Annotated in this window: 6 protein-coding genes and 1 tRNA gene; 6 read left to right on the forward strand and 1 reads right to left on the reverse strand. The window is 65.3% G+C overall.

Annotation, left to right across the window (positions count from 1 at the left end):
- Window positions 1–124 precede the first annotated feature (124 nt).
- Together AC1GI4_RS13440 and AC1GI4_RS13445 are read left to right on the forward strand one after the other, a co-directional pair.
- Window positions 125–1,213 (forward strand): catalase family protein, encoded by a 1,089-nt coding sequence (locus tag AC1GI4_RS13440; protein WP_433908903.1) that lies wholly within the window; start codon window positions 125–127, stop codon window positions 1,211–1,213.
- A gap of 28 nt (window positions 1,214–1,241) precedes the next feature.
- Entirely contained in the window at window positions 1,242–2,015 is a 774-nt protein-coding gene (locus tag AC1GI4_RS13445) for a metallophosphoesterase family protein (RefSeq protein WP_294270046.1), read from the forward strand.
- A 122-nt stretch (window positions 2,016–2,137) separates the two neighbouring features.
- Here the strand turns inward: AC1GI4_RS13445 and AC1GI4_RS13450 are convergent, their stop codons facing one another.
- Window positions 2,138–3,367, reverse strand: a complete 1,230-nt coding sequence (locus tag AC1GI4_RS13450) for a hypothetical protein (protein WP_433908902.1) — start codon at window positions 3,365–3,367, stop codon at window positions 2,138–2,140.
- Window positions 3,368–3,767: 400 nt separating this feature from the next.
- Here AC1GI4_RS13450 and rpoB point away from each other — a divergent pair, with 400 nt between their 5' ends.
- The 4 genes from rpoB (at window position 3,768) to AC1GI4_RS13470 (ending at window position 12,823) form a co-directional block, all read left to right on the forward strand.
- On the forward strand, window positions 3,768–7,946 hold the full coding sequence (rpoB, locus tag AC1GI4_RS13455; protein ID WP_479629848.1) for a DNA-directed RNA polymerase subunit beta: 4,179 nt from the start codon (window positions 3,768–3,770) through the stop codon (window positions 7,944–7,946).
- A 9-nt stretch (window positions 7,947–7,955) separates the two neighbouring features.
- Window positions 7,956–8,034: transfer RNA gene (locus tag AC1GI4_RS13460), tRNA-OTHER, on the forward strand.
- A 51-nt stretch (window positions 8,035–8,085) separates the two neighbouring features.
- Window positions 8,086–12,372: a DNA-directed RNA polymerase subunit beta' gene (gene rpoC, locus AC1GI4_RS13465; RefSeq protein WP_433908900.1), complete on the forward strand. Its 4,287-nt coding sequence runs from the start codon at window positions 8,086–8,088 to the stop codon at window positions 12,370–12,372.
- Window positions 12,373–12,643: 271 nt separating this feature from the next.
- Window positions 12,644–12,823 (forward strand): hypothetical protein, encoded by a 180-nt coding sequence (locus AC1GI4_RS13470; RefSeq protein ID WP_294275436.1) that lies wholly within the window; start codon window positions 12,644–12,646, stop codon window positions 12,821–12,823.
- Window positions 12,824–12,856 lie beyond the last annotated feature (33 nt).

The raw sequence follows: 12,856 nt of genomic DNA on the forward strand, positions 1-12,856 counted from the left end.
GGTCTTTCCCTCCCCCATCCCCTCCCGCCTGCGGGAGGGGAGCGGCAAGACCGGCGCGCATGAGCGATCTTGAGGAACGCTATTACCCAACATGGGTTGGTGGGGATCCACAGGGAGAGCCCCGATGAAGACCCCCGTCGCATTCACCCACCAGGTCGAAGACGTGAAGCCCCAAGAGGGTGAAACCGTCGACCAGATGAAGCAGTCGTTCGAGCATATCCTCGACACCACGTCCAAGGATTATGGTCACGGCGTCCGCGCCGTCCATGCCAAGGCGCATGGCATCATCCGAGGCAAGCTGAAGGTCCACGACAACCTCCCGCCCGAACTGGCGCAGGGGCTCTTCGCCAAGCCGGGCGAATATGATGCGGTGGCGCGTATCTCGACCAATCCGGGCGACATCTTGGACGATGCCATCGGCCTGCCGCGCGGTCTCGCGCTGAAGGTCATCGGGGTCGAGGGCGAGCGGCTGCCGGGTTCGGAGGGCGATGCGACGCAGGACTTCGTCATGGCCAACGCCCCGGTCTTCACCGCGCCGACCGCCGACGCCTTTGCCAAGAATCTGAAGATGCTGGCCTCCACCACCGACAAGTTCGAGGGCGGCAAGAAACTGCTCTCCGGCATCCTGCGCGGGATTGAGGCGACGCTGGAGACGGTCGGGGTGCAGAGCGCGACGCTCCAGACGCTGGGCGGGGCCAAGCAGGTGCACCCGCTGGGCGAGACCTATTACAGCCAGACGCCGTTCCGCTACGGCGACCATATCGCCAAGTTCGGCCTGTTCCCGGTCAGCCCGGCGCTGACCCAGCTGACCGGCGATACGGTCAACACGCACGATCGCCCCGACGCGCTTCGCGAGGTGGTGTGCGAGGTGATGATCGAGCAGGGCGGCACTTGGGAGCTGCGCGTTCAGCTCAACCGCGATCTGGAGTCCATGCCGATCGAGGATGCGACCGCCGAATGGAGCGAGGAGGACAGCCCCTATATCACCGTCGCGACCTTCACCGCCGAACCGCAGATCAGCTGGCAGGACGGGCAGACCAATGCGATCGACGATGCGCTGTCCTACAGCATCTGGCACGGCTTGGCCGCGCATCAGCCGCTGGGCAATATCAACCGGGCGCGCAAGGACACCTATCGTTTCTCGGCCGACTATCGCGGCCGGGTGAATGGCTGCCCGATGCACGAACCACGCGCCATGGCCGAGTTGCCGTGACGCGGCAGCAGCGGCTAGGACGGGCGGCATGATCCGTCTGTTTCATGTCAGCGACGTGCATTTCGGTGCCGAGGACCCCGCCGCGCTCGCCTGGTTCGCCGAGCGGGTCGCGGCGGAAAAGCCCCATGCGGTCATCATGACCGGCGACCTGACCATGCGCGCGACCAAGCGTGAATTCCAGGCGGGCGGCGCATGGCTGCAATCGCTGGGCGTTCCGGTGACGGTCGAGGTCGGCAACCACGACATCCCCTATTATTGGGACCCGTTCCGGCGGCTGTTCGCGCCGTACCAGCGCTATGCCGCGATCGAGCGGATGATCGAAAAGCCGCTCGACCTGCCCGGCGTGACCGTCGTGCCGCTCAAGACCACGGCGCGTGCGCAGTGGCGCTGGAACTGGTCCAAGGGGCGGGTGAGTTCCGGTTCGCTCCGCCGCGCGCTGGCGCTGATCGAGGAGGCGCCGAAGGACCACCTGATCCTGGTCGCGGCCCACCACCCGTTGATCGAGGGGCCGACCAAGGGCACCGCCAAGACCCGCAACGGCGACGCCGCCCTGACCCAATTGGCGGCGGCGGGGGCGCATGCGGTGCTGTCGGGCCATGTTCACGACCCGTTCGACGTGCCGATCGATCGCGATGGCCGGATCATCCGCATGATTGGGGCGGGCACCCTGTCCAAGCGGACGCGCAAGACGCCGCCCGCGTTCAACGAGCTTCGGGTGGAGGGCAAGGGATTCGAGACGCTGGTCCGCAGCTTCGGCGAAACCGCCCCGCATGTGATTACCGAGGATATGCGGGCGGGGTAGTGGCAGGTGTGGGGCGTGGCCTTCGACTACGCTCAGGCTGAACGGAGTTCTGGCATTTTCGGCTTCATCACCAACAGCCGTTCAGCCTGAGCGAATTCGAAGGCTACACTCAGGCTCCTGGATCACCCCCGCATCACATGCGGCCGCGCGGCCACCTGATCGTACATCCGCCCAGGCTGATCGAGCCAGATCGGTGACAGCTTACTCGAATCGACCCGTTCCAGCCCGACCGCATAGGCGCAGCGGGCGACGCCCCAGTCGGTATGCGCGGCGGCGGCCAGGATCGGCACGAACATCGGGCGGCCCGCCGCATCGATCACATGGATCGCCTCTCGCGGGAGGGCGGTGACGCCGCGCACGGTGCGGCTCTCGCCCGGCGCCAGCGCGAAGGCCGGGACGATCGGGCGGCCCTGCGGCTGATGGGCCAGTTCGATCAGCTGCGTATCCAGCCCCGCATGGGCGCTGAGTAGCCGCAGGTCGACCGCGACCCGGCCGATCGGCGTCGCGCCGCTATTGTGGACCGTGACCTCGGCCTCGATCGTCGCGGTCAGCATGTTGAGGCCGACGCGCAGCGGCCTTGCCTCGACCGCCAGGAAGCTGGGCTCGGGCGGCATAGCCAGCGCCGGGGCTGGTGGCGGGGCGGCCTGGGCGCGGGGTGCCGCATCGGGAACCGGCGCAGGCGGGGGCGGCGGCTCGACGGGGTCGGCGGCGGCACGCGGGGTGGGGGCCGGGAGCGCCGGAACCTTGCGGCTGCGGCGACCCAGCCAGATGCCGATGGCCAGCGCAGCAAGGCCGGTGCCGATCAGCAACGGCCAGAAGGGCAGGCCGCGTTCCGTCTCGCCCTGTTCGGGGGCGGCCGTGCCCGGTGCGGCGATGGCAGGCGCCTGATTGTTGGCGATGGTCACGCCGTCCACGCCGGGCGCGGTGTCGCTGCCCGCCTCTGCGGTACGGTCGGGCAGGCGGGTGGCGGGCGGCTCCGGCGAGGGCGCCGGTGCGGGCGTCTCGACCGGGGTCGGGCTGGGCGTCGGGGTCGGCGTGGGCCGTGGGGCCGGGCGGGGCGTCGGCGTGGCGCGTGGTGTCGGGGTCGCCGCTGGCGTGGCCTGGGCGGCGGACTGGCCGGGCAGCACGATGCGTGGCGGCGGCGGGGTCGGCACCGTGGTCGGGTTGGTCTGAGGAGTCGAGAGGCGCGGGCTCAGGCTGAAGCTCTCCAATCCGCCGGTGCCCGGGCGCGCAGCGTCATTGTCCTGCGACGTGCTCTGGAACGGGACGGCAGCGGCGGGCAGCGGGGCAAGCACCGGCACCAGCGTCAGGGCAAGAAGGCGCGCGGCGCGGCGCGGCCCGGACGATGTCATGAAATGCATTCCTCGTGGTAACTACAATCTTCAACCGCCGTCCGGGTCGAGGACCCGGCCGCATCAGCCGTGCCCGCTGGGCCCGGCCGATGCAACCCCATATAGTAAGCCGATATGCGGCCAATATGTGGCAGGCGGCTTGCTGGCGGGAACTTTGGACCCGCCCGCGCGTGGCGCCGGTTTGACACCGACGGGCGCCGCGCCTATATCGCGATCACTCACCACGATCTTCGGGAAATGACGCGCCTTCGCGCAGCGTGTCGGTCGAATGGAGGATCGCTGGTTCAACGGACGCCGGATGCCGCCGCAGAGACTTGCGCGCGGCCTTTCGGCGTCTGTCGTTGCGTCTGGTCCGGAGGCATCCGGGCAGTGATTTACGGCTGACGAGGCAGACAGACCCATGGCAACCAAGGCGATCGACAGCGGCTCCGCCCCGCGCAAGGGCGATGGCGGCACCGCCAAGCGGCGTATCCGCAAGGTGTTCGGCGACATCCACGAAGTGGTGCAGATGCCGAACCTGATCGAGGTTCAGCGCGAAAGCTACGAACAGTTCCTGCGTTCGGACAAGTCCACGGGCCATGTCTCGGGGCTGGAAAAGACGCTGCGCAGCGTGTTCCCGATCCAGGATTTCGCCGGCACCGCCTATCTCGACTTCGACGATTACGTCCTCGAGGATCCGAAGTTCGACGTCGAGGAATGCCGCCAGCGGGGCATCACCTATGCCGCGCCGATGCGCGTCACGCTGCGCCTGACCGCGTTCGAGGTCGATCCCGATACCGAAGCCAAGTCGGTCATCGATATCAAGGAGCAGGACGTCTACATGGGCGACATGCCCCTGATGACGGAGAACGGCACCTTCTTCATCAACGGCACCGAGCGCGTCATCGTCAGCCAGATGCACCGTTCGCCGGGTGTGCTGTTCGACCATGACCGCGGCAAGACCCACGCCTCGGGCAAGTATCTGTTCGCCGCGCGCGTGATCCCGTATCGCGGCTCGTGGCTGGACTTCGAGTTCGACGCCAAGGACATCGTCAACGTCCGTATCGACCGTAAGCGCAAGCTGCCGGTGACGGCGCTGCTCTATGCGCTGGGCATGAACTCGGAAGAGATCCTCAACTATTTCTACAACCGCCTGACCTTCGTTCGTGGCGACGGCGGCTGGAAGATCCCGTTCCAGGCCGAGAACTGGCGCGGTGCCAAGCCGATGTTCGACATCGTCGATGCGAACTCGGGCGAGGTCGTGTTCCCGGCGGGCCAGAAGATTTCGCCCCGCGCGGCGAACAAGGCGGCCAAGGACGGCCTGTCGCAGCTGCTGATCCCGACCGAGGAAATTTTCGGTCGCTACTCGGCCTATGACCTCATCAACGAGCAGACCGGCGAAATCTACGTCGAAGCCGGTGACGAGATCAGCGCCGAGAACCTCGAAGCGCTGGACAAGGCGGGCGTCGACACGATCGAGCTGCTCGACATCGACCATGTCGCCACGGGTCCGTGGATCCGCAACACGCTGAAGGCCGACAAGGCCGAAGAGCGTGAGCAGGCGCTGTCGGACATCTACCGCGTGATGCGCCCTGGCGAGCCGCCGACGCTGGAAACGGCCGAAGCGCTGTTCGCGGGTCTGTTCTTCGATCCCGATCGCTACGACCTGTCGGCCGTGGGTCGCGTCAAGCTGAACATGCGCCTCGACCTCGACTGCCCGGATACGGTGACGACGCTGCGCACCGAGGACATTCTGGCGGTCGTCAAGACCCTGGTCGACCTGAAGGACGGCAAGGGCGAGATCGACGACATCGACAATCTCGGCAACCGCCGCGTGCGTTCGGTGGGCGAGTTGCTGGAGAACCAGTATCGCGTCGGCCTGCTGCGCATGGAGCGTGCGGTCAAGGAGCGTATGTCGTCGGTCGACGTGTCGACCGTCATGCCGAACGACCTCATCAACGCCAAGCCTGCGGTTGCCGCGGTGCGTGAGTTCTTCGGTTCGTCGCAGCTGTCGCAGTTCATGGACCAGACCAACCCGCTGTCCGAAGTGACGCACAAGCGTCGCGTCTCGGCGCTCGGGCCGGGCGGTCTGACGCGTGAGCGCGCGGGCTTCGAAGTCCGCGACGTTCACCCGACGCACTATGGCCGTATCTGCCCGATCGAAACGCCGGAAGGCCCGAACATCGGCCTCATCAACTCGCTGTCGACCTTCGCTCGCGTCAACAAGTATGGCTTCATCGAGACGCCGTACCGCAAGGTGATCGACGGCCGCGTCACCGACGAGGTCGTGTACCTGTCGGCAATGGAGGAGCAGAAGCACACCGTCGCCCAGGCTTCGGCCGCGACGGATGCGAACAACCGCTTCACCGAGGATCTGGTCTCGGCGCGTCAGGCGGGTGAATTCCTGATGGCGCTGCCCGATCAGATCACGTTGATGGACGTGTCGCCGAAGCAGCTCGTCTCGGTCGCCGCGTCGCTTATTCCGTTCCTGGAAAACGACGACGCCAACCGCGCGCTCATGGGCTCGAACATGCAGCGTCAGGCCGTGCCGCTGGTGAAGGCGGAAGCGCCCTTCGTCGGCACCGGCATGGAAGAGACCGTGGCCCGCGACTCGGGCGCGGCGATCGCGGCGAAGCGTGCGGGTATCGTCGACCAGGTCGATGCGGCGCGTATCGTGGTTCGCGCGACCGGTGAGGTCGATGCGGGCAAGTCGGGCGTCGACATCTACACGCTGATGAAGTTCCAGCGTTCGAACCAGTCGACCTGCATCAACCAGCGTCCGCTGGTGAAGGTGGGCGATGTCGTGAAGGCGGGCGACGTGATCGCCGACGGCCCCTCGACCGAGTTCGGCGAGCTGGCGCTGGGCCGCAACGCGCTCGTCGCGTTCATGCCCTGGAACGGCTATAACTATGAGGACTCGATCCTCATCTCCGAGCGGATCGTGAAGGACGACGTGTTCACGTCGATCCATATCGACGAGTTCGAAGTCATGGCGCGCGACACCAAGCTCGGGCCGGAAGACATCACCCGCGACATCCCGAACGTCGGCGAGGAAGCGCTGCGCAACCTCGACGAGGCGGGCATCGTCTATGTCGGGGCCGAGGTGGAGCCGGGCGACATCCTGGTCGGCAAGATCACGCCGAAGGGCGAGTCGCCGATGACGCCGGAAGAAAAGCTCCTCCGCGCCATCTTCGGTGAAAAGGCCAGCGACGTGCGCGACACCTCGCTGCGCCTGCCGCCGGGCGTGGCCGGTACGATCGTCGACGTGCGCGTCTTCAATCGTCACGGCATCGACAAGGACGAGCGCGCGATGGCGATCGAGCGCGAGGAGATCGAGCGTCTGAAGAAGGACGCCGACGACGAGCGTACGATCCTCAACCGGGCGACCTGGAGCCGCCTGCGCGAGATGCTGCTCGACCAGACCGCCACCGCCGCGCCCAAGGGCGTGAAGAAGGGCATCGTCATCGACGCCGAGGTGCTGGAATCGGTCGATCGTCACGAATGGTGGAAGTTCGCTGTTGCTGACGACGCGCGCCAGAGCGATCTGGAAGCGGTCAAGGCGCAGTATGACGAAGCCGCCAAGCGGATCACGGACAAGTTCCATGACCGTCGCGACAAGCTGGAGCGTGGCGACGAGCTGCCGCCGGGCGTGCTGAAGATGGTCAAGGTCTTCGTGGCGGTGAAGCGCAAGCTGCAGCCGGGCGACAAGATGGCCGGCCGTCACGGCAACAAGGGCGTCATCAGCCGCATCCTGCCGCAGGAGGATATGCCCTTCCTCGCGGACGGTACGCCGGTCGATCTGGTGCTGAACCCGCTGGGCGTGCCGTCGCGTATGAACGTCGGTCAGATCTTCGAGACCCATCTGGGCTGGGCGGCGCGCAACCTGGGTATGCAGGTCGCGGCGCAGCTCGAGGATTGGCGTGAAGCCAACCCCGACGCCAAGCCGGGTGCGGTGCCGGAAGCGGTCAAGGCGCGGCTCGTGGAAATCTACGGCGATCACTATGCCGAAGACATCCAGAACCGCGACGACGAGGAAGTGGCCGAGCTGGTCCAGAACATCCGCACCGGCGTGCCGATGGGGACCCCGGTGTTCGACGGCGCGCGCGAGAGCGACGTGTCGGAGATGCTGGAGCTGGCAGGCCTTCATACCTCGGGCCAGTCGGACCTGTTCGACGGGCGCACCGGCGATCAGTTCGACCGTAAGGTGACCGTGGGCATCATCTACATGCTGAAGCTGCACCACCTGGTCGACGACAAGATCCACGCGCGTTCGATCGGGCCGTACAGCCTCGTCACCCAGCAGCCGCTGGGCGGTAAGGCGCAGTTCGGTGGCCAGCGCTTCGGGGAAATGGAAGTGTGGGCGCTGCAGGCTTATGGCGCGGCGTACACGCTCCAGGAAATGCTGACGGTGAAGTCGGACGACGTGGTCGGCCGCACCAAGGTCTACGAAGCGATCGTCAAGGGCGACGATACCTTCGAGGCGGGCATCCCGGAGAGCTTCAACGTGCTGGTCAAGGAAATGCGCTCGCTGGGTCTCAACGTCGACCTCAAGTCGATGGAAGACGCCCAGGACGACGGTCTGGCCGAGGCGGCGGAGTAAAGAACAGAAGCCGGTGTGACGGAATAGGTAGACGTACCACCTCAGTGGTCCCCGAAAGGGGTGCGGGTTCGATCCCCAGCCACCGGCAACTGCTCAGAACTTCGCCCGATGAATTTTCCCTCCCTGTGAGGAAAGCAAAATGAACGAACTGACCAACTTCGCCAATCCGGTGGCCAAGCCGGAAACCTTCGACCAGATTCAGATCGGCATCGCGTCGCCCGACAAGATCCGTTCCTGGTCGTTCGGCGAGATCAAGAAGCCCGAGACGATCAACTACCGCACGTTCAAGCCGGAACGTGACGGCCTGTTCTGCGCGCGCATCTTCGGCCCGATCAAGGATTACGAATGCTTGTGCGGCAAGTACAAGCGTATGAAGTACAAGGGCATCGTCTGCGAAAAGTGCGGTGTCGAAGTCACGGTGTCGAAGGTCCGCCGCGAGCGGATGGGCCATATCGAGCTGGCCGCGCCGGTCGCGCACATCTGGTTCCTGAAGTCGCTGCCGTCGCGCATCGGCCTGCTGCTCGACATGCAGCTCAAGCAGCTCGAGCGCGTGCTGTACTTCGAAGCCTATATCGTCATCGAGCCGGGCCTGACCCCGCTGGAGAAGTATCAGCTTCTCACCGAGGACGAACTGCTCGACGCGCAGGATGAATATGGCGAGGACGCCTTCTCGGCCGGCATCGGCGCCGAGGCGGTTCGCATCATGCTCGAGAATCTCGACCTGGAAGGCGAGAAGGTCGCGTTGCTCGAAGAGCTGGCGACGACCAAGTCGGAGCTGAAGCCCAAGAAGATCATCAAGCGCCTGAAGGTCGTCGAGAGCTTCCTGGAATCGGGCAACCGGCCCGAGTGGATGATCCTGGAAGTCATTCCGGTCATCCCGCCCGAGCTGCGCCCGCTGGTGCCGCTGGACGGCGGTCGTTTCGCGACCTCGGACCTGAACGACCTGTATCGCCGCGTCATCAACCGCAACAACCGCCTGAAGCGCCTGATGGAGCTGCGTGCGCCGGACATCATCGTCCGCAACGAAAAGCGCATGTTGCAGGAAGCGGTCGACGCGCTGTTCGATAACGGCCGTCGCGGCCGCACGATCACGGGCGCCAACAAGCGTCCGCTCAAGTCACTATCCGACATGCTGAAGGGCAAGCAGGGCCGCTTCCGTCAGAACCTGCTCGGCAAGCGCGTCGACTATTCGGGCCGTTCGGTCATCGTGACCGGCCCGGAGCTGAAGCTGCACCAGTGCGGCCTGCCGAAGAAGATGGCGCTCGAGCTGTTCAAGCCGTTCATCTACGCCCGTCTGGACGCCAAGGGTCTGTCGATGACCCTGAAGCAGGCCAAGAAGTGGGTCGAGAAGGAGCGCAAGGAAGTCTGGGACATCCTGGACGAGGTGATCCGCGAGCACCCGGTCATGCTGAACCGCGCGCCGACGCTTCACCGTCTGGGCATCCAGGCGTTCGAGCCGGTGCTGATCGAGGGCAAGGCGATCCAGCTTCACCCGCTGGTCTGCTCGGCGTTCAACGCCGACTTCGACGGCGACCAGATGGCCGTGCACGTTCCGCTGTCGCTCGAAGCGCAGCTGGAAGCGCGCGTCCTGATGATGTCGACCAACAACATCCTGTCGCCCGCCAACGGCAAGCCGATCATCGTGCCGTCGCAGGACATGGTGCTGGGCCTGTATTACCTCTCGCTCGAGAAGCAGAAGGAACCGGGCGAGGGCATGATGCTGGCGGACATGGAGGAGGTCCATCAGGCCCTCTTCGCCGGTGCCGTCACGCTCCACACCAAGATCATCAGCCGCGTTCCGCAGACCGATGAGCAGGGCAACCAGTATCTCAAGCGCTATGAGACCACGCCGGGTCGCATGCTGCTGGGCGAGTGCCTGCCGAAGAGCCACAAGGTGCCCTTCGACATCGTCAACCGCGTCCTGACCAAGAAGGACGTCGGCGAGGTGATCGACGAGGTGTATCGTCACACCGGCCAGAAGGAGACCGTGCTGTTCGCCGACGCGATCATGGCGCTGGGCTTCCGTCACGCGTTCCGCGCCGGCATCTCGTTCGGCAAGGACGACATGATCATCGCGCCGGACAAGGATCGTCTGGTCGACGAGACGCGCGAGCAGGTGAAGGACTTCGAGCAGCAGTATCAGGACGGCCTGATCACGCAGCAGGAGAAGTACAACAAGGTGATCGACGCCTGGAGCCGTTGCGGCGACCAGGTCGCGAACTCGATGATGAACGAGATCAAGGCGGTCCGTCATTACGAGGACGGCCCGATGGAAGGCCGTGAGAAGCCGATCAACTCGATCTACATGATGGCCCACTCGGGCGCGCGTGGTAGCCCCGCGCAGATCAAGCAGCTGGCGGGTATGCGCGGCCTGATGGCCAAGCCGTCGGGCGAGATCATCGAGACGCCGATCATCTCGAACTTCAAGGAAGGTCTGACCGTTCTTGAATACTTCAACTCGACCCACGGCGCGCGTAAGGGCCTGGCCGACACGGCACTGAAGACGGCGAACTCGGGTTACCTGACCCGCCGTCTGGTCGACGTCAGCCAGGACTGCGTCATCATCGAAGAGGATTGCGGCACGACCCGCGCCCTCGAGATGAAGGCGATCGTGCAGGGCGGTTCGACCATCGCCTCGCTCGGCGAGCGTATCCTGGGCCGCACCACGGCCGAGGACATCGTCAACGCCAAGACCGGCGAAGTCATCATCGCATCGGGCGTCCTGCTCGACGAGCCGATGGTGGCGAAGATCGAGGCGGCGAACACCCAGTCGGTCAAGATCCGCAGCCCGCTGGTCTGCGAATCGAAGGTCGGTGTCTGCGGCAAATGCTATGGCCGTGACCTCGCCCGCGGTACGCCGGTGAACATCGGCGAAGCGGTCGGCGTCATCGCGGCGCAGTCGATCGGTGAGCCGGGTACGCAGCTGACCATGCGTACCTTCCACATTGGTGGTGCGGCGCAGCTGAACGAGCAGTCGAACCTGGAAGCGGCGGCCGACGGTACGGTCGAGTTCCGCGACCTGCGCCTGATTACCGATCAGCGTGGCCGTCGCGTGGTTCTCAGCCGTTCGGGTGAGATCGCGATCGTCGACATGGACGGCCGCGAGCTCTCGGTCGACCGTATCCCCTATGGTGCGTACGTTCTGTTCGACGATGGTCACATCGTGTCGAAGGGCGACCGCATGGCCGAGTGGGACCCGTTCACCATGCCGGTGATTACGGAAAACCCCGGTACGGTGAAGTTCCAGGACCTCATCGAGGGCAAGACCCTGACCGAGCAGGTCGACGAAGCCACGGGTATCGCCCAGCGCGTCGTCACCGAATATCGCGCCTCGACCAAGTCGAAGGAGGATCTGCGTCCGCGCATGACCCTGCTCGACGACAATTCGGGCGAGGCCGGTCGCTACATGCTGGCGCCGGGTGCGACGCTTTCGGTCGAGGACGGGGCGCAGGTGCAGGGCGGTGACGTTCTGGCGCGTGTCGCCCGTGAATCGGCCAAGACCCGCGACATCACCGGCGGTCTGCCGCGCGTCGCCGAGCTGTTCGAGGCCCGCGTACCGAAGGACTCGGCGATCATCGCCAAGGTCTCGGGCCGTGTCGTATTTGGCAAGGATTACAAGGCGAAGCGCAAGATCGGCATCCAGCCCGAGGATGGCGGTGAGGTCGTCGAGTATCTGGTGCCGAAGTCGAAGGTGATCGACGTTCAGGAAGGCGACTACGTCAAGCGTGGCGACAACCTGATCGGCGGTTCGCCCGATCCGCACGACATTCTGGAAACGATGGGCGTGGAGCCGCTGGCCGAATATCTGGTCAGCGAAATCCAGGAAGTCTATCGACTCCAGGGCGTGAAGATCAACGACAAGCACATCGAAACGATCGTTCGTCAGATGCTGCAGAAGGTCGAGATCACCGACGGCGGCGACACCACGCTGCTGAAGGGCGAGCAGGTCGATCGCGAGGAAATGGACGCGATCAACGACAAGCTCGACGCGAACCAGGCACGTGCGCAGGGCAAGCCCGTCCTGCTCGGCATCACCAAGGCGAGCTTGCAGACCCGCAGCTTCATCTCGGCGGCGTCGTTCCAGGAGACCACCCGCGTCCTCACCGAGGCGGCGGTCCAGGGCAAGCAGGACACGCTGATGGGCCTGAAGGAGAATGTCATCGTCGGCCGCCTGATCCCGGCGGGCACCGGCGCGGGCATGAACCGCCTGCGCGTGGCGGCCTCCAGCCGCGACGCCGCGCTCCGTGCGCAGCAGCGCAAGCTGGCCGAAGCGATCGTCGCGCCGGTCAGCGCCGCCGAAGAGCGGGCCGCCGAACAGGCGCGTTCGGCGCGTGACGCGGGCGGCACCGGCAACGATCCGCTGGCCGAGGTCGCACCCTCGGGCCACGGCACGGACGCCGATGCCGGTGAGTATCTGAACGACTGATCCGTCTAACGGATCGGAAGCAAAAGGGCCGCCGTCCGGGCAACCGGGCGGCGGCTTTTTAACGGCCCTTCGTGGCCACGCTTGATGCAAGGCAAGGCCGTCGTTTCCGGCCATAATTTGTAACAGGAAAAACGACGGTTTTGCGCCGAATGGAGGGCGCGCAAGGCCGGTCGCAGGAACCGAACCGCCCTCCCAACCATATACAGATATTGGAGAAGATCCCGGAAATGCGCGGGTTATTGGCGCATCTTCGGGGCCCTGGAGACCTGAAATGACGTCGCCTGAGATTGACGAAGACTATTTCTACCAACGTGCCGAAACCGAACTCGAACTGGCCCAAAAGGCGACCCACCCTGCCGCGGTGCGAGCGCATTACATCATCGCCAACCACTATCTCGACCGCGTGTACAGCCAGCCGGAAAACGGCGCGGTGATCGAGGCGGCGGAGTAAACCACCATCCTGATAGGAGGGGCGGCTCCCGCG

It is taken from the genome of Sphingomonas sp. 77B (assembly GCF_056497825.1).

Excerpts from the sequence above, each read along its gene's own strand:
- AC1GI4_RS13440 (WP_433908903.1), top strand. The coding sequence starts at position 125 with ATGAAGACCCCCGTCGCATTCACCCACCAGGTCGAAGACGTGAAGCCC.
- AC1GI4_RS13445 (WP_294270046.1), top strand. The coding sequence starts at position 1,242 with ATGATCCGTCTGTTTCATGTCAGCGACGTGCATTTCGGTGCCGAGGAC.
- AC1GI4_RS13450 (WP_433908902.1), bottom strand. The coding sequence starts at position 3,367 with ATGACATCGTCCGGGCCGCGCCGCGCCGCGCGCCTTCTTGCCCTGACG.
- rpoB (WP_479629848.1), top strand. The coding sequence starts at position 3,768 with ATGGCAACCAAGGCGATCGACAGCGGCTCCGCCCCGCGCAAGGGCGAT.
- rpoC (WP_433908900.1), top strand. The coding sequence starts at position 8,086 with ATGAACGAACTGACCAACTTCGCCAATCCGGTGGCCAAGCCGGAAACC.
- AC1GI4_RS13470 (WP_294275436.1), top strand. The coding sequence starts at position 12,644 with ATGACGTCGCCTGAGATTGACGAAGACTATTTCTACCAACGTGCCGAA.